The following is a 19,933-nucleotide window of genomic DNA, read 5'->3' on the forward strand; positions in this document are numbered from 1 at the left end:
TAGTGGGTTAGTCTCCAGGACGTGTCAATCCCCGTGCCGACCGCCCCCGTGCCCGCGGCGTTCCGAGACCTCGTCGACGACGCGGCCGTGTTCCCGCCCGGCGAGGCGCCCCTGCCGTCCGCCGTGACCGCGCACGCCGCGCACCTGCGCGCCCCCCACGCTCCGCTCGTCGGACCCTTCGTGGTCGGCGCCCCGGCGCTCCCGGAGGTCGCCCGCCTCGTGGACACCGAGACCTACTCCCACGCCCCGATGCGCGTGAGTGTCGTCGTCGCGTCGCCCGACGCCGTCCCCGACGCGGTGGGCGCGGTGCAGTCCGCCGACGGGCTGGACCTCGCGGCGCTCGAGGTCAAGCTGCCGCCGGCCGCCCGGCCCTTCCCTGCCACCGTGCCGACCATCGCCGCCGCCGCGCCGCGGGGCGTGCTCGTCTACGTCGAGATGCCCCGCCCCGGCGACCCCGCCTGGACGCCCACGGCCGACGCCGTCGCCCGGCACGGCCTGCGGATGAAGTTCCGCACCGGCGGCGTCCGCGCGGACCTCTTCCCCTCCGAGTGGGAGGTCGCCACCTGGATCGAGGGGGCGGTCTCCCGGGGCGTCGCCTTCAAGTGCACCGCCGGTCTGCACAACGCCGTGCGCCACACCGACCCCCGCACCGGGTTCGAGCACCACGGCTACCTGAACGTCCTGCTCGCGACGCTGCTGGCCACCGACGGCGCGCCGCTCGACGCCACCTGGGAGGCGGTGGCCGAGCGGCGGCCCGACCGTGTCGCCGCAGCGGTCGGCGACGCCTCCCCCGACGCGCTCGCCCGCGCGCGCCGCTCCTTCGCCTCCTACGGCTCGTGCTCCGTGACGGAGCCGTACGACGACCTGGTGGCCCTCGGCCTGCTCGAGCGGCCGACCGCCCCCGAGACCCCGACCGACGAGGAGACCCCGTGAACGCCGCCACCCCCGCCACCCCCGGCGCCACCCCCGACCCGGGAACCGTCACCTGGGTGCCCGGCGCGGCAGGGAGCCTGCACGACGTCGACAACCTGCCGTACGGCGTGTTCGATCTGCCGGGCGACGACGCCCCGGCGCGGGTGGGCGTCCGGATCGGGGACCACGTGCTCGACCTGGCTGCCGCCGCCCAGGCGCTGGCGCCCGCGTACGGGCCGCTGCTCGACACACCCCGCCTCAACGACCTGATGGCCGCGGGACACACCACCTGGACGGCCGTGCGCGCCTGGGTCACCGACCTGCTGCTCGACCCGGCCAGCGAGGACTCGCTGACGCTGCACCCCGTCGCGTCGGTACGCCTGCACCTGCCGTTCGAGGTCGCCGACTACGTCGACTACTACGCCTCCGAGCACCACGCGTCGAACGTCGGACGCATGTTCCGCCCGGACGCCGAGCCGCTGCTGCCGAACTGGAAGCACCTGCCGGTGGGCTACCACGGCCGCGCCGGCTCGGTGGTGGTCTCGGGCACGCCGATCCACCGGCCCAGCGGGCAACGCCGCCCGGCCGGCGCGGACGCGCCGTCGTTCGGCCCGAGCGCCCGCCTGGACATCGAGGCGGAGCTGGGCTTCGTCGTCGGCCGCGGCGTCGAGCTGGGTACGCCCGTGGGCACCGCGGACTTCCGCACCACCGTCTTCGGCGTCACCGGCGTCAACGACTGGTCCGCGCGCGACGTCCAGGCGTGGGAGTACGTGCCCCTCGGGCCGAACCTCGCGAAGTCGTTCGCCACGTCGATCGGTGCCTGGGTCACGCCGCTCGAGGCGCTCGAGGCCGCCCGCGTGCCCCTGCCCGGGCAGGACCCCGAGGTGCTGCCGTACCTGCGCGAGGACGGTCCCGGCGGCTACGACATCGAGGTGGAGGTCGAGCTCGACGGCGAGGTGGTGGCGCGGCCGCCGTACCGCGACATGTACTGGTCGCCCGCCCAGATGCTGGCCCACATGACCGTCAACGGCGCGTCGCTGCGGGTCGGCGACCTGTACGCCTCGGGAACCATCTCCGGGCCCGAGCGGCACCAGCGGGGCTCGTTCCTCGAGCTGTCCTGGGGTGGCGCCGAGCCGTTCACCGCCGCGGGCCGCGAGCGGACCTTCCTCGAGGACGGCGACGAGGTGGTCCTGCGCTACACCGCGCCCGGCGCGCGGGGTCGCATCGCGCTCGGCGAGGTCCGTGGGACGATCGTGCCCGCTGTCTGACCCCTCCGTCCCCCGCCCTCGCAGGAGCCCCCGATGAGCACCGCGTCCGGTCCGAGTCACGAGGCCCCCGAACCGGTGCCCGGCGTGGGCGACGGCTCGCAGACGCTCGAGCGCGGCCTCGCGGTGCTGCTGCAGCTGGGGCGGCACCCGGAGGGCCTGACACTGAGCCAGGTGGCGACGGCCGCGGGCCTGCACCGCTCCATCACCCGCCGACTGCTCGTGTCGCTGGACCGCACCGGCTTCGCCACCAAGGACTCGGGCGGGCGCTACCGCGTCGGGCCGACGGCCGCGGAGCTCGGCGCCGTCGCCCAGCCACGCCTGCGGGAGACGGCCGGGCCGGTGCTGCACGTGCTCGCCCGCGAGGTTGGGGCCACGGCGTGCCTGGTCGAGGCCTCGGGCGAGGCCGCGGTGACCACCGTGGTGGCCGAGCCGCCCACGGACGGCCCTCGGTTCTCCTACCGCCTGGGCAGCCGCGACCCGCTCGACCGCGGCGCCGGCGGCCTCGCCGTGCTGGCCTCGGGCCCCCCGCTGCCGCGTGAGCCGGAGCGCATCGCCGCCATCCGCGAGGCGGGGTACGTCACGACGTACGCCGAGCTCAACCCCGGGGCGTACGGCATCGCGGCCCCGCTGCCCGGCTGGGGCGTGCGGGCCGCCATCTACGTCGTCACTGCGCAACCGGAGGTCGTCGACACCGCGATCGAGCCCGTGCTGCAGGCCGTGCGCGAGATCGGCGCCGAGCGCTCCGCCTGAGGACGCCGCCCGAGGACGCCGCCCGAGATGCCGCCTGAGATGCCGTAGGCCCGGCGGCCACCTCCGATGAGGGGCCGCCGGGCCGCGGGCGAGCGAGGTCGGTCAGACGGTGTCGGTGATCGCCGCCGGGGACTGCTGCGCGGGCTTGACGAAGATCAGGAGCACGATGGCCAGCCCCATGCACACGGCGGGGAAGATCATGCTGAAGATGACGTCGCCGGCGACCGCCGTCTTGCCGATCACGAACGGGCCGAAGAACCCGCCCGCGGCCGCGATCGAGTTGATCACCGCCAGGCCGACGGCCGTCTGCGCACGGGTGAGCGCCTCGCTGGCCAGGGCCCAGAACGGGCCGAGGTAGGAGAAGACGCCGACCGCGAGCAGGCACAGACCGACCAGGCCGAGGGCGGGGGTGTCGCGGAAGACCATCGTCACGACGAGGCCCGTCACCGCGACCGCGAGACAGACCATGACGATCGGCTTGCGGTTGCCGAGGAGGTCGGAGTAGCGCGCGACCAGCAGCATCGCCACCGCTCCGCAGACGTACGGGATCGCGCCGACGAGACCGATGTTGGTCGAGGAGTATCCCGGGTTGAGCTGCGCCACGATCTGGGGCAGGAAGAACGTCATCCCGTAGAGACCGACGGCGTAGAGCAGGTTGATGAACGCCAGGTAGAGGATCCGCGGGTTCTTCATGGCGTCGAGCTCGAGCGACATGTGGCCGTCGTCCTCGGCCTGGTACTCCTTGCTGATCTCGCCCTCGAGCCAGGCGGCCTCCTCCTTCTTCAGCCACCGCGCCTTCTCCGGCCGGTCGGCGAGGAAGAACAGCACCCAGATGCCCAGGAACACCGGCGGGGCGCCCTGGAGGATGAAGACCCACTGCCAGGAGTTCAGCCCGAACCAGTTGACGTGGTCCAGGATGAGACCGGCCGAGACGCTGCCGACCAGCAGGGCGATCGGCTGGGCCAGCGAGAAGCCGGCGATGCCGCGGCTGCGGTCCTGGGTGCGGAACCAGAACGTCATGTAGAGCAGCAGGCCCGGGAAGAGCCCCGCCTCGGCCACGCCCAGCGCGATGCGTGCGATGTAGAGCTGCGTGGTGTTCTGCACGAACCCGGTGAGGATCGTGATGATGCCCCAGCTGATGGCGATGCGAGCCAGCCAGAGCCGCGCGCCGACCTTCTTCATGATGATGTTGCTGGGGACCTCCAGCACCGTGTAGGCGACGAAGAAGATCGCCGCCACGGTCCCGTAGGTGGCCAGGCTGATGCCGAGGTCGCTCGACATCTCCAGCTGGGCGTAGCCGATCGCCGCACGGTCCATGTAGTTGAACATGTAGAGCAGGAACGCTGCCGGCAGGATCGAGCGCCTGACCTTGGCCAGGACGCTGGCGCCGTCGACGGACGCAGCCGCCGAGTGGGTGGTGGACATGGGTTCTCCCGGTCTTTCGTGGGAACGAGTGTGCCGCGTTCAGTGCCCGAGGGCCGCGGCGGCGGACTGGCCGGCGAGCCGGCCCATGGTGAGGGCGTTGGCGACGGCGTTGCCGCCGCCGACGTAGCGGTTGCCGAGGACCCCGCCGCCGGCTTCTCCCGCCGCGTACAGACCCGGGATCGGCCGGGCTGCCACGTCGAGGACCGCTGCGGAGGTGTCGATCTCGAGGCCCGCGTGGGTGCAGACCAGCTCGGTCGGCAGGACGCAGGTCGCGTAGAAGGGCGGCACCGCGATGGGCGCCAGGGGGGTCGTGACCCCCTTCGCCGCCAGCGTCCGGTCGCGCTGGAAGTCGACGTCGCTGCCGTGCGGGAGCTGGGCGTTCCAGCGCTCGACGGCCGCGACGAGGTGGTCGGCGGGCACGCCGACGGCGGCGGCGAGACCGGGCAGGTCGTCGGCCCGCGTCACCTGGCCGGTGCCCACGAGCTCGAGCACGCGGTCGGCGTCCCAGTCGGCGTACCCGTCCGGCAGCGCGGTGCGCGCGGCTTCGTCGAAGACCATCCAGGCGGGCCCGCCCTGGGCCTCGATGAGACCCCCGGAGACGGCGTAGTTGGCGTCCTCGTCCATGAACCGTCGGCCCTGGCCGTTGACGTGCACCCGCGACGGAGGCGGGAAGCCCGCCTGCCAGTGGTGGTGGCGGACGAACTCGGCGGTCGGGAGCATCAGGCCCCACCCGTCGCCGGCGACGGCGGCACGGACCTGCTCGCCGTACGCCAGGTGGTCGCCGCGCGAGCCCTCGGCAGCCACGACGAACAGCGACTCGCCGGCCCGCAGGGCGTCGGGGAACCAACGCTCCACCAGAGCCGGGTCCTGCGCGAGGCCGCCGCTGGCGACGACCACGGCACCCGCCGTGAGCTCGACGCCGTCGGCGACGACGCCGGTGACCCGGGCGGGGCCGGACCCCTGCGGCTCGGCGACCAGCAGCCGCTCCACGCGGGTGTGCAGCACAGCGTCGATGCCGTGGGCGCGCCGGGCGCGGTCGAGCACCTGGACGAGGCCGTACCCCTGGTCCTTCGGGACGTGCCCGCGCCAGACGTCCTCGACGCCGGCACGGCACAGTCCGGGCTGGTGGGCGTTGCCGGAGACCTGGGCGGGCACCTCGAGACCGAGGTCCAGCATCCACTCGAGCGTGGGGCCGGCGAGCTCGCAGAAGCGGCGTACCAGGCCCGGCTTGAGAAGCCACTGGTTGAGGTCCATGTAGTGCTGGAAGAAGCGGTCGACGGTGTCCTCGACCCCGAGCTCCTTCTGCACGCTCGTCGCGGCGGCGGTGAAGAGACCGGCGGACAGCTGGGTGGATCCGCCCAGCTCGCCCTCGGACTCGAACAGGATCACGGAGGCTCCGCGCTCCGCCGCGGAGACGGCGGCCGCGAGGCCCGCCCCGCCCCCGCCGATCACCACGGCGTCGTAGTCGGTGTCGCCGGCCATCAGAGCTCTCCGTCCATCTCGGTGAGGATGCGGTGGTAGGTGCCGTTGGACACGAGCGCACCGTCGACGGTCAGCTCGGCCCCGGACATGTACGTGGACCCCTCGCCGAGCAGGAAGCGCACGACGTCGGAGATCTCGTCGGCACGGCCCATCCGACCGAGCGGGATGCTCGCGACGGCGCTCGCCACGAAGCCGTCGGACCCCGCCAGCAGCGGCGTCTCGACCAGGCCCGGGTGCACCGAGTTGACCCGGATGCCCCACGCCGCCAGCTCGCCGGCCGCGCTCTTGGTCAGACCGCGCAGCGCCCACTTCGAGGTGGAGTACGACGGCGAGAAGTAGCCGATCTGACCGGCGATCGACGAGATGTTGACGATCGAGCCGCCCCCCGAGTCGCGCATCAGCGGCGCACACGCCTGGATCCCGTGGAAGGGCCCGTCGACGTTGATGGCCATCACGCGCGACCAGACGTCGGGCGGGGTGTCCATGAAACGCAGGCGGCGCGAGACGCCGGCGTTGTTCACGAGGCCGTGCAGGGCCCCGTGCTCCTCCCGGACCTCCTGCACCAGCCGGTCCCAGGCCGCGCGGTCGGTGACGTCGAGGGGGTAGGCCGTCGCGCGCCCGCCGTCGGCGGCGATCTTCTCCGCCACCGGGGTCGCGTCGGCGACGTCGGCGAGCAGGACCGTCCACCCGTCCGCGGCGAGCGTGCTCGCGTGGGTGGCGCCCATTCCGCCGGCCGCGCCGGTGACGAGGACGACCCGCGGTCGCTCGACGTCGGTCTCAGACATGACGCGAGCCGCCGTCCACGGCGAGCACGTGTCCGGTCACGTAGCGCGCGGAGTCGGAGAGCAGGAACAGCATCGGTCCGACGATCTCCTCGGGCGAGCCGAGACGGTGCAGCGGCACGTTGTCGAGCGCCTTGGCCAGAGCCGCGGGATCGTCCTGCACCCAGCGGGTCATCTCGGTGTCGACGAAGCCGGGGGCGATCGCGTTGACGCGGATCCCCCGGTCCCCCAGCTCCACTGCCAGGCACTCGGTGAGGTGCGAGACCGCGGCCTTGGAGGAGCAGTACGCCGCGCGCCCACGGCGTACCCGGACCGCGGCGACGCTCGCCATGTTCACGATGGCGCCACCCGGCCGCATGCGCGCCGCGGCGGCCTGGGCCCCGTAGAGCACGCCCTCGACGTTGACGGACAGGGTGGTCTGCATCTGCGCGACGCTGATCTCCTCGACCGGCGCCTCCGGGAACACGCCGGCGTTGTTGATCCAGATGTCGAGGCGCCCGAAGCGGTCCAAGGCGGTCTGGGCGAGTGCCTCCTGGGCGTCGCGGTCCCGCACGTCGACGCCGGCGCCGACCACCTCGCCCGCCCCCGTGACCCCGCCGTTCTCCTGCCGCAGACCGCTCGCGGCCCGCTCCATCAGCTCCGCGTCGATGTCGGCCCCGACCACGTTCACCCCGCGGCGCGCGAGCGCGGCGGCGAAGCGCGCGCCCATCCCGCGTCCAGCGCCGGTGACGACGGCGACACGGTCGCGCAGCTCGGGGTGCTGGACCTGCATCAGGTCGCCCTGCACGCGGCCCGGGTGGTCGGTGGCGTCGGTGGTGCCGGCGGTGTGGGCGGTGTCGGTGAGGGTCATGCGTCGCTTCCTGTCGTGGGGGAGTCGAGGTGGTCGTGGGGGTCGGGCGGGCCGGCGTCGGGACGGTCGTCGCGGCGGACCTCACGGCGCTGGAGTCGCCACGCGTCGCCCTCCCGGGTCCACCGGTCGGCCAGCACCGTGAGCCGCTGGAGGCGGCTGGGCTCACCGGGCGCGGTGGCGACGATCTGCAGGTACGCCCGCGCCGTCACCGTGCCGGCGTCGTCGATCGAGACCACGTCGACGTCGGAGACGACGTGGCGGGACACGACGCGTTCCGCACGGCCGGCCGCGGCGTACTCCTCGGCGAACGCCGTGAGCGCTGCGGTGCCCGTCACCGGTCGCGCGTAGGAGGGCGAGTCGAAGATGCCGTCGGCCGTGAACGTGGCCGCCCAGCCCACGGCGTCGCCGCCGTCGATGAGGTGGCTCTGCCGCGCGTACGCCCGGTGGATCTGCCACGCCACCGCGTCATCGGCCTGCATCGCGCTCCCTATGTGTCCGTTATACGCACCTCATGTGCGTTTATGGCACGCATAGTTAGCCACGTCACGTGATGTGCGTCAACCCGTCGCTTCGGCTCGCGTGGGACGCGGGGCGGCCGACGTAGGGCGCGCCGACGTCGCGGCGACGTCCCGGCGTGGTGGGACGGAGCTGGTCCACGTCGGGAGTCCCGCCGGGGCCGGGGCCCGGCCGGGTGCGTCAGGACCCGGCGGACAGGTGCGCGAGCACCCGCGGCGTCACGTCGTGGGCGTGCTCGTCGAAGAACCCGTGCCGGCCGTCCTCGTCGAGGTGCAGCCGTGCGCCGGGGATCGCGTCGGCGAGCACCTCGGCGTTGACCGCCGGGGTCATCCGGTCGTCGGTGCCGTGCAGCACCAGCGTGGGCGCGGCGATCGAACCGAGCACCGCGGTGGCGTCGTGGCGACCGCTGACCCGCAGGTGCCACCGCGCCGCCCGCGGGTCCATGGCCGGGTCGCCGAACAGGTCGCGCGGCGCGTGCTCGACGCCGCCGTGCCGGGCCACCCAGTCCGGTGTGTAGAACAGGTCGAACGACGCGGCCAGACGCACCGCGGGGTCGGGGTCGCCGAGCGCGCGGCGCACGTCGGCGTCGCGCTCCACCGCCAGCGACCCGCCCGGCGAGGTGCAGGCGAGGACCAGCCGGTCGACGAGGTCGGGGTGCGCCGCCGCGAGGTGCTGGGCGATACGCCCGCCCATCGAGGTGCCGTAGACGTGGGCGCGCTCGCGCCCGAGCGCCCGCAGCACGGCCGCCACGTCGTCGGCGAACTCCGGCGTCGACCAGCCGTCCGGGCCGTCGAGCAGCGCCTCGGGCACCGTCGTGGCGCCGGTGCCGCGGTAGTCGAGGGTGATGGTGAGGTACGTCCGCGCGAACGCGTCGCGCAGTCGGTCCCACCAGCCGTGGTGGTTGGCCTGGCCCTGCAGGAGCAGCAGCGCGGGGGCGCCGTAGGGGCCCTGGACCTGGAAGGCCAGCCGCGTGCCGTCGTCGCGGCGGGCGGCGCCACCGAGGTCGGCCCGCCGGGCCGTCATCGGCGGCTGCCCGAACCCGGCGCCGCGTACGGCTCCAGCAGCTGGTCGACCGGCGCGTGGTCGTCGGTCAGGACGTCGGCGCCGTCGACCCACGCCTCCAGGTCGGCCCCCGCCAGCGTGGTCCACCCCGAGTCCCCCTCCCCGAGCGCGGCGCGCACGGGCGCCAGGTCGAGCGGGGCGTCCGAGGCAACGACCACGAAGTTGCCGCCGTCCGGGGCCGCGTCGGGGCCGGTGGCGAGGTCGACGGGCTCGCCGAGGACCGCGACGTGGCGCAGCTCGGCGGCCACCGTCGCCACCTCCGCGCGCACGAACGCGAGGTCGCCGTGGTCGATGACGTTCGCGACGTAGGTGCCGTCGGCGGTGAGCACGCGGCGTACCTCGGCGATCGCCTCGCGGGTGGCCAGGTGCCAGGGCACGCTGACGCCGCCGAACGCGTCGCCGACCACGAGGTCGCGGCTGGCGTCGGGCAGGTCGGCCAGCGCGAGCCGCCCGTCCTCGACGCGCACCTCGATGCCGTCGCCGGTCTCCAGGCCCAGCTCCTCGCGGTCGAGCGCCAGCACGCCGCCGTCGATCTCGGAGACGAGGCTGTCGGTGCCGGGCCGCACGTGGTCGAGGTAGCGCGGGAGGGTGAGGCCGCCGCCGCCGAGGTGGTACGCCCGCAGCGCCTCCCCGGACGGGTACGCCGTGTCGACCACCGCCGCCATCGCCTGCACGTAGGCGAACTCCAGGTGGGTGGGGTCCTCCAGGTCGACGTAGGAGTGCCGCAGCCCGTCGAGCACCAGGATGCGACCCGACTCGCGCTCGGGGTCGGTCTCCACCGACGCGCAGTGGTAGGTCGTCTCGGCGTCGCAGCCGCCCGGGGCGACGGTCGCGGCGAGGCCGCCGCCAGCGACGAGCAGAAGGGGTACGCCGCTCGCCACCGCGCCCCGCCGGCCCACGCGCAGGCCGACCTGGACCGCGAGCGCCGCGACGGCGAGCGCGACACCAAGCCCGACGAGGATCCAGCTCACGGGAACCCGGCTGACCAGGACGAACCCGGTCAGGACGGTGCCGACGATCGACCCGGCCGTGCCGATCCCCGAGAGCCGTCCGACGACGGTGCCGGTGCTGGCCAGGTCGGTGAGGCGCAGCTTGGTCACCATGGGCGTGACCGCGGACAGCAGCGCGCCGGGCACGATGATCGAGACGGCCGCGGCGGTCATCAGCAGCAACGGGTCGCCGCTCGCGCCGACGCCCCGGACCACGAACGGCGTCAGGGCGGTCGCGACCCCGGAGACCGCCAGCGCCGGAGCGATCGTGCGGCGCGGGTCGACGACGTCGGCGAGCCGGCCTCCGGCCCACGAGCCGAGCGCGATCGCGGCCAGCGCGATCCCGATGACCAGGGTGTTCGTCTCGAGCGTGAGCCCGAGGTAGGGCGCGAGGAGCCGCAGGGCGACGAGCTCGACCACGAGCACCGCGGCCGAGGAGCCGAACACGAGCGCGACCGCGGCGCGCGGGCCGAGCTGGCGGGGGCCGGCGCTCATCCGTCGTGCTCCTCTCGGGGCCCGTCGCCCGACCGGAAGGGCTTCCCGGTCGGCCGGGGAGGACCCGGCGGGCGGGTCGAATCTACGTCCCCGGACGTCGGGCGGCCCGCCCGACCCGGCTCAGCGGCAGCAGGGTCCGGTGCCGGCGGCGTGGTCCGCGGGGGCGTCGGCCGGGTCGGCGCCCAGGTCGTCGTCGTGGCCCGCGGCCAGCCGCGCCCACTGGGGGATCGGACGGCCACCGGGCCGTTCGGCGGCACGTCCGTCGGCGTCGGTGCGCATCTGCGAGGACGTGGTCGTCGGAAAGCGTCGGGGCCACCCCGCGGGTGAGTCCTCCCACGCCTCCTGGCGCCCGTGGACCGTCATGTCGAGCATCGCGTACGCGCTGCCCATGTGCTCGCAGCCGCGCGCGGTCGTCCAGTAGGTCTCGAAGACCCGGTCGCCGTCGCGCAGGTAGCAGACCCGCATCCCGAAGTGCCGCCCGGCGACGAGGGTGTCGACGGACGCCGCGGGCACGGCGTACCAGGGCATCTCCCACCCCATGAAGCGCCGGTAGCGGTCGCTCGCGTCGAACGGGCCCTCGCACAGCACGGCGAAGGTGACGTCGTGCCACATCGCGAAGGCCGCGAAGAGCTGGCTGCGCCCCTCGAGGACCTCCAGCAGCGGCACCTCCCCGGCGGCCCCGACGACCGGCGTCGCCGGGTCGACCTCGACCATCGGCAGCCGACGCCGCTCCGCGGCGATCGCGTCGCCCTCGCGCGTGTGCGCCTTCTCGCGCTCGCGCAACGCGTCGACCCGCTCCTGCCAGGCGGCGCGGTCGACGACGGGCGGGAGCGCGGAAGCGGTGGAGGCCATGGTGGGTGGACCCGCGAAGGGGTCGGGACTCATCGTTCCTACTGCGCCATGTCGACGAACCGCGAGTAGTGGCCCTGGAACGCGACGACGATGTCGCGCGTGGGCCCGTTGCGGTGCTTGGCGATGATGAGGTCGGCCTCGCCGGGGCGGGTCGACTCCTTCTCGTAGACGTCGTCGCGGTGCAGCAGCAGCACCATGTCGGCGTCCTGCTCGATCGAGCCGGACTCACGCAGGTCGCTGACCATCGGCCGCTTGTCGGCACGCTGCTCGGAGCCACGGTTGAGCTGCGAGAGCGCGATCACCGGGACGTCCAGCTCCTTGGCCAGCAGCTTGATCTGCCGGGAGAACTCCGAGACCTCGATCTGGCGGCTCTCGACCTTCTTGCCCGAGCTCATCAGCTGCAGGTAGTCGATGATGATCAGCCGCAGGTCGTGCTTCTGCTTGAGCCGCCGGGCCTTCGCCCGGATCTCCATCATCGTCATGTTCGGGCTGTCGTCGATGAAGACCGGCGCGCTGGAGACCTCGCCCATCTTCTTCGCGAGCTTGGCCCAGTCGTCGTCGGTCATCGCGCCGTTGCGGATGTGGTTCAGCGGCACGCGCGCCTCGGCCGATAGCAGACGCATGGTGATCTCGGAGCGGTTCATCTCCAGGCTGAAGAAGACGCTGGTCATGTTGCTGTGGATCGAGGCGGCGCGCACGAAGTCCAGCGCCAGCGTCGAGTTGTGGGTCGGCACCATCGAGCGGCCGGCCAGGTAGAGGTGCTCGTCGTTGTCGACCTGCACGCACCGCACCGGCACGCTGCGCACCCGCCGCACGGCCACGACCTCGCGGCGGCCGACCCCGGCGGTGGGCGCCGGCCGGTGCTCCTTGTGCTCGAGGTGCTTGCGCTCGAGGCGGAACACGTCGTCCGCGGCCGTGAAGACCACGTCGTGCACGGTGACGATGTCGTCGTCGGGGCCGGCGGAGAAGTGCTCGGTCGAGCGCCGCGCGGCGTAGCCCAGCGACGAGACCAGCTCGTGCGCCCCGTCCGCCATCCGCTCGTCCGCGAACGGCAGACGGCAGGCACCGCCCTCCACGACCGCGCCGACGGTGTCCAGCAGGCCGGCCAGCAGCGCGCGGCGCTGCGCCTCGGACGCGCGCAGGTAGGCCGCCGGCACGTGCCGCGACCCCAGCAGCCCCGCGGTGCGCAGCAGCGCGGTGAACGAGCCGTGACGGGTCCAGCAGCCCTGGCAGTGCGCCCGCAGCCCGCGGTGCTCGGCACCGCACGAGACGCAGCGCCCCTCGACCGGCTCGGGCTGCGGCACCGAGACGGCGTGCACGCCGCCGCCGCGGGCGACGACCTCGTAGCCCTCGGCCTCGACGAGCAGCGGCACCTCGGGACCGCCGGCCCGGATCCGCGCGGCGGTCTCGAAACCGGCCCCGAGCCAGGCACCGAGGGCGTACGGCCCGATCGGCAGGTCGGCCGGCTCGCCGACCAGCGGCGCCGAGGTCACGATCGCGTGGTTCGGCCGACCGCCGACGTGCAGCGTCGCGGCCATCTCCTCGGTCGTGACCGTCGCCGGGGCCCAGCCGTCCTCACCCGGCGCTCGGGTCTGCGTCACCCACTGGTGCCCGGCGTCGGCGACCACGCGGGAACCGTCGGACAGCTCGACCTCGTAGCAGGCGTGGCCGACGAGCACGTCCGTCGCGGCGACCACGCTGGTCGGGCGGCCGGCGGCGTCGACCAGCAGGTCGCCGACCTGCACCTCGCCCATGGTCGTCCAACCCGAGGGGGTCGGCAGCGGGGTGTCGAGCGCCAGCGCCTTGCCCATCGCGGGACGGGCGGCGACCACGATCATCTGACCGCCGTGGAAGCCGTTGGTGAGCTCGTCGAAGTCGGCGAACCCGGTGGGCACGCCGTAGACGCCGGCCTCCCGGTTGCCGATCGCCTCGATCTCGTCGAGGACGCCCTCCATGATGTCGGCCAGCGGCGCGTAGTCCTCGCCCGAGCGCTTCTCCGCGAGCTTGAAGACCTCGGCCTGCGCGACGTCGACGATGTCGTCGACCTCGCCCTCCCCCGCGTACCCCATGTGCACGATCCGGGTGCCCGCCTCGACGAGACGGCGCAAGACGGACTTCTCGCGGACGATCTCGGCGTAGTAGCCCGCGTTCGCCGCGATCGGGACGTTGGCCGACAGCGTGTGGAGGTAGGGCGCCCCGCCGACCTTCTGCAGCTCGCCGCGGCGCTGCAGCTCGGCGGCGACGGTGACCGGGTCGGCCGGCTCGCCGCGGCCGTAGAGATCGATGATCGCGTCGAAGACGGACTCGTGCGCCGGGCGGTAGAAGTCCGTGCCCCGCACCGACTCGACGACGTCGGCGATCGCGTCCTTGCTCAGCAGCATGGAGCCGAGGACCGACTGCTCGGCCGCGTTGTCCTGCGGAGGGGTCCGGTCGCCGGCGCGCTGGGGCGGTGCCTCGCCCGGCTCGTACGGCGACGGACCGTCGCCCCACTCGTCCGGCGGGGGTGCCGAGAAGTCCGTGTCGCGATCGGTCACGCTCACCCTGGTCTCCTCCTCGTCTGGCCGCGGCCGCCGCTCCCGGAACGCGTCGGCGCCGCCGTGCCCGCACGCTAGGCGCGGGGTCCGACAGCGCCGCTGCCGACCGCTCGCGCACGCGCGGGTCGGGGGCCGAAACTACGTGTCCGCAGCAGCGCGCGACACCACCCTGTCCACAGGTCCTGTGGATAACTGGCCGAGGTCGGTGGACGACACGCGGGACGCCTGTCCCTGGCTGGGGATGAAGCTGTGGGAATTGCAGCGGCCGCGCGGTCTCCACCCCGCTGACCTGGGAAGACTTGTTCCGCACCGTGTGGACAGAAACTCCGGGCCTGTGGATTCGCGACGCCGGGCCCACGACACGCCGAGGCCCGCCCGCCGCCGTTCCGGCGAACGCTGTACACAGATCCGGCCCCTTTACACACAGGCCCGCTCCCCTGTCCAGATTTCGCCGCAGATCACCGCCGCGGTCTAGATTGCCGACGTGCTGCAGCAGCGTGACCGCGAGATCCTGAGGCTCGCGGTCCCGGCCTTCCTGGCCCTCGTCGCCGAGCCCCTCTTCCTCCTCACCGACGCCGCGATCGTCGGCCACCTGGGCACCGCCGAGCTCGCCGGTCTCGGGATCGCGGCCGTGGTCCTGCAGACGGTCGTCGGCCTGTGCGTCTTCCTGGCCTACGGCACGACCGCGGCCGTCGCCCGGCTCCTCGGCGTCGGCGACCTGCGTCGGGCGCTGGCCCAGGGCGTGGACGGGATCTGGCTCGCCGTCGGTATCGGCGTCGTCGCCACCGCGGTCGGCGTGCCGCTGGCCGACCCGCTGGTGCGGGCGTTCGGCGCCGGCGAGCGCGTCAGCGACTTCGGCGTCACCTACCTGCAGATCGCGCTGCTCGGGGTGACCCCGCTGCTGGTGATGCTGGCCGCGACCGGGGTGCTGCGCGGCCTGCAGGACGTGCGTACGCCCCTCGTCGTCGCCGTCCTCGGCAACGCCCTCAACGCCGCGCTCAACTTCCTGCTGGTCTTCGGGCTCGGCCCCTTCCCCGCCCTCGGCGTGGCGGGCGCGGCGCTGGGCTCCGTCGTGGCGCAGGTGCTGTGCGCCGTGGCCCTGACGGTCGTCGTCGCCCGCGGCGCTCGGCGCCACGGCGCCTCCCTGCGCCCGGACCTGCGGGGGATCCGGGCCGCGGGCCGCGCGGCGGTGCCGCTGCTGGTGCGTACGCTCACGCTGCGCGCCGCCCTGCTGGTGACCACGTACGCCGCCGTCCTGGCCGCCGCACGCGCCGTCGAGGGCGACGAGGCCGTGACCCTGGCCGCCAACCAGCTCGCCTTCACGATCTGGGGCTTCCTCGCGTTCGTCCTCGACGCGATCGCCATCGCGGCGCAGGCGCTCACGGGCCGCTCGCTGGGGGCCGGCGACCTCGAGGGCACCCGGGCGACCACGCGGCGGATGGTCCAGTGGGGCGTCGGCAGCGGTGTCGTGACGGGCGTCGTGCTCGCCGCCTCGAGCCCCTGGCTGGGCCGGCTCTTCACCCCCGACGCCGCGGTGCAGGCCGCGCTGGCCGGCGTCCTGCTCGTCATCGCCGTCGGCCAGCCGCTGGCCGGCGTCGTCTTCGTGCTCGACGGGGTGCTGATCGGGGCCGGCGACGGCACCTACCTGGCGTGGGGCGGCGTGGCCGTCCTGGCCGTGTACGCCCCGGCGGTGCTGGCCGCCGCGGTGCTCCTGCCCAGCCTGCTCGCCGTGTGGGCCGCGCTCGCCTTCGTGTTCATGGGCGCGCGCGGCGTCGTGCTGGTGCACCGGGCCCGCACCGAGGCGTGGATGGTCACCGGGGCCTGAGGGCGCCGGGACCCGCGCAGGGACGGCCCCACGCACGACGACGGGCCGCCCTCCCGGAGGAGGACGGCCCGTCGAGGGGTGCGTCTCGAGCGAGACGCGGGGCTCACGCCGCCTGGACGTTGATGGCCACCGCGGCGGAGACCTCGTCGTGCAGCTTGACCGACACGGTGTGCGGGCCGAGCGTCTTGACCGGGTTGGTCACGACGATCGTGCGCTTGTCGATCGACTCGCCGGTGGCGTCCTTGATGGCGTCGGCGATCTCGGCGACCGTGACGGCGCCGAAGAGGCGACCGCCCTGGCCGGCACGGACCTTGACGTCCACGGACGCGCCCTGCAGCTTGGACTTGATCTCCTCGGCGTGCGCCTGGTCGCGCACCGCGCGCGCCTTGCGGGCCGACTTGATCGAGTCGATGGTCTTCTCGCCGCCGCGCGTCCACGCGACCGCGACACCGCGCGGCACGAGGTAGTTGCGGCCGTAGCCCGGCTTGACGTCGACGACGTCGCCGGCGGCGCCGAGACCGTCGACCTCCTGGGTCAGGATCAGCTTCATGGTTCTCTGGCTCCTTCTCAGCGACCGGCGGACGAGTACGGCAGCAGAGCGACCTCGCGGGCGTTCTTGATCGCCATGGCGATCTTGCGCTGCTCCTGGACGGTCACGCCGGTGACGCGACGGGCGCGGATCTTGCCGCGGTCGGAGATGAACTTGCGGAGCAGGTTCACGTCCTTGTAGTCGATCGTCGTGACGCCGGCAGCCTTCAGCGGGTTCTGCTTCTTCTTCGGCTTGCGGATGATGGGCTTCGCCATTGTGGTGCTCTCCTTAGAGCCCGGCCGGGGCCGGAATGGGATCGTTGACGCGTTGGTGCGGACGGCCGGAGGGCCGTCGTGGGTGTTCGCCGGTCAGGCGCAGCGGGTCAGAACGGGGGCTCGTCGTTGCCGACCCCGGGGGCACCCCACGGGTCGGACGAGCCGCCACCCTGGCCGCCGCGCGAGCCGCCACCGGAGGAGGGAGCGGGCGAGGCCCACGGGTCGTCGGCCGCCGGGCCGGACGAACGCTGCGGCCCGCCGCCCTGGTTGCCGTAGCCACCCTGGCCACCGCCCTGACCGCCACCCTGGCCGCCGCCGTAGCTGCCGCCACCGCCGCCGCCACCGTTGCCGCGGCCCGCACGGGCCACCTTCGCGGTGTGGTAGCGCAGGGCCGGGCCGACCTCTTCGACGTCGATCTCGAAGGAGGTGCGTCGCTCGCCCTCACGCGTCTCGTACTGACGCGACCGGAGCCGCCCCGTGACGATGACGCGCATGCCCTTCTGCAGGGACTCGGCCACGTTCTCCGCGTACTGCCGCCAGACGGCGCACGAGAGGAACAGCGCCTCGCCGTCCTCCCACTCGTTCGTCTGCCGGTTCAGCGTGCGCGGCGTCGACGCGATCCGGAAGTTCGCCACGGCCGCACCCGACGGGGTGAAGCGCAGCTCCGGGTCGTCGACGAGGTTGCCGATGACCGTGATGTTCGGCTCGCCTGCCATGTCTCTCCTCGGTGGTTCTCAAGCTCGATCGCGGGTCGGTCCCGGCGTGTGGCGCCCATCGTCGCGTGCGCCGGCCGCCGGGGCGACCCTTCGTCCACAGCCCGGTCGGGCCGTGGCGCGATCAGCCGCGGATGTCGGGGCGAATGACCTTGGTGCGGAGGATCGACTCGTTCAGCGACAGCTGCCGGTCGAGCTCCTTGACCGTCGCAGGCTCGGCCTGCAGGTTGACGACCACGTAGATGCCTTCGGCGTTCTTCTTGATCTCGTACGCCAGCTTGCGGCGGCCCCAGACGTCGACGTTCTCGACGCTGCCACCGTCCTTGACGACGACGTTGTCGAGGTACTTCTGCAGCGACGGGGCGACCGTCCGCTCCTCGAGGTTCGGGTCGAGGATGACCATCAGCTCATATGCACGCACAGCGGTCTCCACCTCCTCTGGACTAGGCGACCACGGTCTCTCCGTGGCAGGAGGGCTCTGCGTCACCGCGGGTCGGCCCGGCGCACGGGGGCGCCGCGGAACGTCCTGCGGTGGTTGTGCCCACCGTCTCCCCGTCGGTCGGGGCGGTAAGGCGACCCCTGAGGCTATCAGCGGGCCGCGCGGGGCGCCCAATCCCGCCGGATCGGCTCTCGTCGGTCCCCGTCCCTACGATGGCGGGCATGACCGACCTCCTCATCGGCGCCCACGTCGACCAGACCGACCCGATCGCCGAGGCGGCCGCCCGGCAGGCCCCGATCGTGCAGATGTTCCTGGGCGACCCGCAGGGCTACAAGGGCCCCGAGGTGGCGTACGCGGGGGGCGCGGCCGCCCTGCGGGCCGCCGCGCAGGAGGCGGGGGTCGGCATCTACGTCCACGCGCCGTACATCGTGAACGTCGCGACGACGAACAACCGGATCCGGATCCCGAGCCGCAAGCTGCTGCAGCAGCACATGGACGCGGCGGCGGAGATCGGCGCGCTCGGCCTGATCGTGCACGGCGGCCACGTCAACAAGGCCGACGACCCGGCCAAGGGCTTCGACAACTGGCGCAAGGCGGTGGAGGCGACCGACATCAAGGTGCCGCTGCTGATCGAGAACACCGCGGGCGGCGACAACGCGATGACGCGCTACCTCGAGCGGATCGCGGGCGTGTGGGCGGCGATCGGCTCGGCGGAGGGCGCCGACCAGGTCGGCTTCTGCCTCGACACCTGCCACGCCCACGCCGGCGGCAACGCGCTCGAGACGGTCGTGGACGACGTCCGGGCGATCACGGGCCGCATCGACCTGGTGCACGCCAACGACTCCCGCGACGACTTCGACTCCGGCGCCGACCGGCACGCGAACTTCGGGGCCGGTCGGATCGACCCGGACCTGCTGGCCGCCGTGGTGCGCGACGCGGGCGCCCCGGTGGTCTGCGAGACCCCGGGCGGCGCCGACGAGCACCGCGAGGACTTTGCCTGGCTGCGCGACCGGCTAGCCTCGCAGCCGTGACGACGCCGCCGCTGACCTCTCCCCAGACCGCCGTCCCGGCACCGTCGGGGCCGCTCGCCGTGCGCACGATCTCGGCGGACGAGCACCGTTCCTTCGTCGCCTCACGGCGCTCGGTCAGCTTCCTGCAGACCCCCGGTTGGGGCGCCGTGAAGGCGGAGTGGCGCCACGAGTCGATCGGCTGGTTCGACGGCACGGAGCTGGTCGGCGCGGCACTGGTGCTCTACCGCCAGGTCCCGAGGCTCAAGCGCTACCTGGCGTACCTGCCGGAGGGCCCGGTGATCGGGTACGCGGACGGCGAGCTCGCCGCGTGGCTGACGCCGATGACCGCCCACCTCAAGCGCCAGGGCGCGTTCGGCATCCGGATCGGCCCGCCCGTCGTGCTGCACCGCTGGGACGCCGCGGGGGTCAAGGAGGGCATCGCCTCCGACGAGGTGAGCCGCCTGGGCGAGCTGCCGCCCTACGAGCGCAGCGCCGAGGGCGCCACCGTGGTCTCGCAGCTGCACGAGCTCGGCTGGCAGAAGCTGACCGCCGAGGGCGGCTTCAGCGCCGGTCAGCCCGCCTTCAACTTCCAGATCCCGCTGCGGCGCCCGAGCGAGGCCGGCGACGGCACGACGGAGCCGCGCAGCGAGGCGGACGTCCTCAAGGGCATGAACCAGCTGTGGCGTCGCAACGTCAAGAAGGCCGACAAGGCCGGCGTCGAGGTCACCACGGCGACCGACGACGAGGCCCTGGCGGCGTTCCACGAGCTGTACGTGCACACGGCCGAGCGCGACCGGTTCACGCCGCGGCCGCTGGCGTACTTCCGCACCATGCGCGACGCGCTCAACGCCGACGAGGCGGGCCGCTTCACGTTCTTCCTCGCCCACCACGAGGGCGAGCTGGTGGCGGCGACGATCGCGATCCGGGTGGGCGCCCACTACTGGTACTCCTACGGCGCCTCGTCGACCGTCAAGCGCGACGTGCGCGGCTCCAACGCGGTCCAGTGGGCGATGATCCGCGCTGCGCTCGATGCCGGCTGCGACGTCTACGACCTGCGCGGCATCACCGAGACCCTGGACGCCGACGACGCCCACGTGGGCCTCATCCAGTTCAAGGTGGGCACCGGTGGCGAGGCGGTGGAGTACGCGGGCGAGTGGGACCTGCCCGTCAACCGCCTGCTCTACCGCGCGTTCGACCTCTACATGAACCGACGGGGCTGAGGGGA

19 protein-coding genes are annotated in these 19,933 nt (G+C 73.6%); 6 read left to right on the forward strand and 13 right to left on the reverse strand.

Annotated elements, in window-relative coordinates; all coding sequences use genetic code 11:
- Positions 1 to 21: 21 nt before the first annotated feature.
- Genes RDV89_RS07605 through RDV89_RS07615 form a run of 3 tightly spaced genes read left to right on the forward strand, consistent with a single transcriptional unit; the run spans position 22 to position 2,930 of the window.
- The gene (locus RDV89_RS07605) at positions 22 to 933 is read left to right on the forward strand and encodes a hypothetical protein (RefSeq protein ID WP_315732361.1); all 912 of its coding nucleotides are present in this window, start codon (positions 22 to 24) and stop codon (positions 931 to 933) included.
- Positions 930 to 2,180, forward strand: a complete 1,251-nt coding sequence (gene fahA / locus RDV89_RS07610) for a fumarylacetoacetase (RefSeq protein WP_315732362.1) — start codon at positions 930 to 932, stop codon at positions 2,178 to 2,180. The genes RDV89_RS07605 and fahA overlap by 4 nt, the downstream gene beginning before the upstream one ends.
- Positions 2,181 to 2,213: 33 nt before the next feature.
- Complete coding sequence (locus RDV89_RS07615) at positions 2,214 to 2,930, forward strand: IclR family transcriptional regulator (protein ID WP_315732363.1); 717 nt, start codon at positions 2,214 to 2,216, stop codon at positions 2,928 to 2,930.
- 102 nt (positions 2,931 to 3,032) lie between these two features.
- Here RDV89_RS07615 and RDV89_RS07620 read toward each other — a convergent pair whose 3' ends face one another.
- The 9 genes from RDV89_RS07620 to dnaB form a co-directional block, all read right to left on the reverse strand.
- The gene (locus RDV89_RS07620) at positions 3,033 to 4,355 is read right to left on the reverse strand and encodes an MFS transporter (RefSeq protein ID WP_315732364.1); all 1,323 of its coding nucleotides are present in this window, start codon (positions 4,353 to 4,355) and stop codon (positions 3,033 to 3,035) included.
- 39 nt (positions 4,356 to 4,394) lie between these two features.
- Entirely contained in the window at positions 4,395 to 5,837 is a 1,443-nt protein-coding gene (locus RDV89_RS07625) for an FAD-dependent oxidoreductase (protein ID WP_315732365.1), read from the reverse strand.
- On the reverse strand, positions 5,837 to 6,622 hold the full coding sequence (locus RDV89_RS07630; protein ID WP_315732366.1) for an SDR family NAD(P)-dependent oxidoreductase: 786 nt from the start codon (positions 6,620 to 6,622) through the stop codon (positions 5,837 to 5,839). Before RDV89_RS07630 ends, RDV89_RS07625 begins: the two co-directional genes overlap by 1 nt.
- Positions 6,615 to 7,469 carry an SDR family NAD(P)-dependent oxidoreductase gene (locus RDV89_RS07635; RefSeq protein WP_315732367.1) on the reverse strand — a complete coding sequence of 285 codons (855 nt, stop codon included), beginning with the start codon at positions 7,467 to 7,469 and terminating at the stop codon, positions 6,615 to 6,617. The genes RDV89_RS07630 and RDV89_RS07635 overlap by 8 nt, the downstream gene beginning before the upstream one ends.
- Positions 7,466 to 7,948: a nuclear transport factor 2 family protein gene (locus RDV89_RS07640; RefSeq protein WP_315732368.1), complete on the reverse strand. Its 483-nt coding sequence runs from the start codon at positions 7,946 to 7,948 to the stop codon at positions 7,466 to 7,468. Before RDV89_RS07640 ends, RDV89_RS07635 begins: the two co-directional genes overlap by 4 nt.
- A gap of 217 nt (positions 7,949 to 8,165) precedes the next feature.
- Positions 8,166 to 9,008, reverse strand: coding sequence for an alpha/beta fold hydrolase (locus RDV89_RS07645; RefSeq protein ID WP_315732369.1), 843 nt, complete (start codon positions 9,006 to 9,008; stop codon positions 8,166 to 8,168).
- Positions 9,005 to 10,531 (reverse strand): fused MFS/spermidine synthase, encoded by a 1,527-nt coding sequence (locus RDV89_RS07650; RefSeq protein WP_315732370.1) that lies wholly within the window; start codon positions 10,529 to 10,531, stop codon positions 9,005 to 9,007. The genes RDV89_RS07645 and RDV89_RS07650 overlap by 4 nt, the downstream gene beginning before the upstream one ends.
- Positions 10,532 to 10,651: 120 nt before the next feature.
- Positions 10,652 to 11,416, reverse strand: coding sequence for a DUF899 family protein (locus RDV89_RS07655; protein ID WP_315732371.1), 765 nt, complete (start codon positions 11,414 to 11,416; stop codon positions 10,652 to 10,654).
- Between the two features lie 5 nt (positions 11,417 to 11,421).
- On the reverse strand, positions 11,422 to 13,917 hold the full coding sequence (gene dnaB / locus RDV89_RS07660; protein WP_438823266.1) for a replicative DNA helicase: 2,496 nt from the start codon (positions 13,915 to 13,917) through the stop codon (positions 11,422 to 11,424).
- A 487-nt stretch (positions 13,918 to 14,404) separates the two neighbouring features.
- Here dnaB and RDV89_RS07665 point away from each other — a divergent pair, with 487 nt between their 5' ends.
- Positions 14,405 to 15,742, forward strand: coding sequence for an MATE family efflux transporter (locus tag RDV89_RS07665; RefSeq protein ID WP_315732706.1), 1,338 nt, complete (start codon positions 14,405 to 14,407; stop codon positions 15,740 to 15,742).
- A gap of 103 nt (positions 15,743 to 15,845) precedes the next feature.
- On the opposite strand, the gene rplI is transcribed toward RDV89_RS07665, so the two are convergent.
- The 4 genes from rplI to rpsF all read right to left on the reverse strand — a co-directional run bounded on the left by rplI (position 15,846) and on the right by rpsF (position 17,680).
- Positions 15,846 to 16,292, reverse strand: coding sequence for a 50S ribosomal protein L9 (rplI, locus tag RDV89_RS07670; RefSeq protein WP_315732373.1), 447 nt, complete (start codon positions 16,290 to 16,292; stop codon positions 15,846 to 15,848).
- A 17-nt stretch (positions 16,293 to 16,309) separates the two neighbouring features.
- A complete protein-coding gene (rpsR, locus tag RDV89_RS07675) occupies positions 16,310 to 16,546 on the reverse strand; it encodes a 30S ribosomal protein S18 (protein WP_315732374.1) in 237 nt (78 codons plus the stop codon).
- 107 nt (positions 16,547 to 16,653) lie between these two features.
- Complete coding sequence (locus tag RDV89_RS07680) at positions 16,654 to 17,262, reverse strand: single-stranded DNA-binding protein (protein ID WP_315732375.1); 609 nt, start codon at positions 17,260 to 17,262, stop codon at positions 16,654 to 16,656.
- Positions 17,263 to 17,383: 121 nt separating this feature from the next.
- Positions 17,384 to 17,680 carry a 30S ribosomal protein S6 gene (rpsF, locus tag RDV89_RS07685; RefSeq protein ID WP_315732376.1) on the reverse strand — a complete coding sequence of 99 codons (297 nt, stop codon included), beginning with the start codon at positions 17,678 to 17,680 and terminating at the stop codon, positions 17,384 to 17,386.
- 239 nt (positions 17,681 to 17,919) lie between these two features.
- Between rpsF and RDV89_RS07690 the strand changes: the two genes are divergently transcribed.
- On the forward strand, positions 17,920 to 18,729 hold the full coding sequence (locus tag RDV89_RS07690; RefSeq protein WP_315732377.1) for a deoxyribonuclease IV: 810 nt from the start codon (positions 17,920 to 17,922) through the stop codon (positions 18,727 to 18,729).
- Complete coding sequence (locus tag RDV89_RS07695) at positions 18,726 to 19,928, forward strand: lipid II:glycine glycyltransferase FemX (RefSeq protein ID WP_315732378.1); 1,203 nt, start codon at positions 18,726 to 18,728, stop codon at positions 19,926 to 19,928. The genes RDV89_RS07690 and RDV89_RS07695 overlap by 4 nt, the downstream gene beginning before the upstream one ends.
- Positions 19,929 to 19,933 lie beyond the last annotated feature (5 nt).

Source organism: Nocardioides imazamoxiresistens (assembly GCF_032378595.1).
GTDB classification, from domain to species: domain Bacteria; phylum Actinomycetota; class Actinomycetes; order Propionibacteriales; family Nocardioidaceae; genus Nocardioides; species Nocardioides imazamoxiresistens.

Excerpts from the sequence above, each read along its gene's own strand:
- RDV89_RS07635 (WP_315732367.1), bottom strand. The coding sequence starts at position 7,469 with ATGACCCTCACCGACACCGCCCACACCGCCGGCACCACCGACGCCACC.
- rpsR (WP_315732374.1), bottom strand. The coding sequence starts at position 16,546 with ATGGCGAAGCCCATCATCCGCAAGCCGAAGAAGAAGCAGAACCCGCTG.
- RDV89_RS07645 (WP_315732369.1), bottom strand. The coding sequence starts at position 9,008 with ATGACGGCCCGGCGGGCCGACCTCGGTGGCGCCGCCCGCCGCGACGAC.
- RDV89_RS07620 (WP_315732364.1), bottom strand. The coding sequence starts at position 4,355 with ATGTCCACCACCCACTCGGCGGCTGCGTCCGTCGACGGCGCCAGCGTC.
- RDV89_RS07690 (WP_315732377.1), top strand. The coding sequence starts at position 17,920 with ATGACCGACCTCCTCATCGGCGCCCACGTCGACCAGACCGACCCGATC.
- RDV89_RS07655 (WP_315732371.1), bottom strand. The coding sequence starts at position 11,416 with ATGAGTCCCGACCCCTTCGCGGGTCCACCCACCATGGCCTCCACCGCT.
- rplI (WP_315732373.1), bottom strand. The coding sequence starts at position 16,292 with ATGAAGCTGATCCTGACCCAGGAGGTCGACGGTCTCGGCGCCGCCGGC.
- RDV89_RS07625 (WP_315732365.1), bottom strand. The coding sequence starts at position 5,837 with ATGGCCGGCGACACCGACTACGACGCCGTGGTGATCGGCGGGGGCGGG.
- RDV89_RS07615 (WP_315732363.1), top strand. The coding sequence starts at position 2,214 with ATGAGCACCGCGTCCGGTCCGAGTCACGAGGCCCCCGAACCGGTGCCC.
- RDV89_RS07640 (WP_315732368.1), bottom strand. The coding sequence starts at position 7,948 with ATGCAGGCCGATGACGCGGTGGCGTGGCAGATCCACCGGGCGTACGCG.
- RDV89_RS07650 (WP_315732370.1), bottom strand. The coding sequence starts at position 10,531 with ATGAGCGCCGGCCCCCGCCAGCTCGGCCCGCGCGCCGCGGTCGCGCTC.
- RDV89_RS07630 (WP_315732366.1), bottom strand. The coding sequence starts at position 6,622 with ATGTCTGAGACCGACGTCGAGCGACCGCGGGTCGTCCTCGTCACCGGC.
- RDV89_RS07680 (WP_315732375.1), bottom strand. The coding sequence starts at position 17,262 with ATGGCAGGCGAGCCGAACATCACGGTCATCGGCAACCTCGTCGACGAC.